We start from the raw sequence: 1117 nt of genomic DNA on the forward strand, positions 1-1117 counted from the left end.
TGGCTAAGGAAAAATTCGAACGTACCAAACCGCACCTCAACGTTGGCACCATCGGCCACGTTGACCACGGTAAGACCACCCTGACCGCTGCTATCGCAACCGTCTGCGCCAAGACCTGGGGCGGCGAAGCGAAGGGCTACGATCAGATCGACAACGCGCCGGAAGAAAAGGCCCGTGGTATCACCATCAACACCTCGCACGTAGAGTACGACTCCCCGACTCGTCACTACGCGCACGTTGACTGCCCCGGCCACGCCGACTACGTCAAGAACATGATCACCGGTGCTGCCCAGATGGACGGCGCGATCCTGGTTTGCTCCGCTGCTGACGGCCCCATGCCGCAGACCCGCGAGCACATCCTGCTGTCCCGTCAGGTGGGTGTTCCGTACATCGTCGTGTTCCTGAACAAGGCCGACATGGTTGACGACGCCGAGCTGCTGGAACTGGTCGAGATGGAAGTTCGCGACCTGCTGAACACCTATGACTTCCCGGGCGACGACACCCCGATCATCGTGGGTTCCGCTCTGAAGGCGCTCGAAGGCGACGAGTCCGAAATCGGTGCTCCGGCTGTTCGCAAGCTGGTTGAGACCCTGGACACCTACATCCCGGAACCCGAGCGCGCCATCGACAAGCCGTTCCTGATGCCGATCGAAGACGTGTTCTCCATCTCCGGCCGCGGTACCGTGGTAACCGGTCGTGTCGAGCGCGGCATCGTCAAGGTCCAGGAAGAAGTGGAAATCGTCGGTATTCGTCCGACCACCAAGACCACCTGCACCGGCGTTGAAATGTTCCGCAAGCTGCTCGACGAAGGTCGTGCTGGTGAGAACGTTGGCGTGCTGCTGCGTGGCACCAAGCGTGAAGACGTCGAGCGTGGCCAGGTTCTGGCCAAGCCGGGCACCATCAAGCCGCACACCAAGTTCGAAGGCGAAGTGTACGTGCTGAGCAAGGAAGAAGGTGGTCGTCACACCCCGTTCTTCAAGGGCTACCGTCCGCAGTTCTACTTCCGTACCACTGACGTGACCGGTAACTGCGAGCTGCCGGAAGGCGTCGAGATGGTAATGCCGGGTGACAACATCAAGATGACCGTCACCCTGATCGCTCCGATCGCCATGGAAGA

Annotated in this window: 1 protein-coding gene; it reads left to right on the forward strand. The window is 60.5% G+C overall.

The window, feature by feature from the left end:
- Positions 1 to 1117 (forward strand): elongation factor Tu (gene tuf / locus AS93_RS0116295; protein ID WP_027591590.1); only part of this gene is annotated, 1117 nt, incomplete at both ends.

The sequence above is a fragment of the Pseudomonas sp. RL genome, assembly GCF_000647775.1.
In the GTDB taxonomy this organism is placed as follows: domain Bacteria; phylum Pseudomonadota; class Gammaproteobacteria; order Pseudomonadales; family Pseudomonadaceae; genus Serpens; species Serpens flexibilis.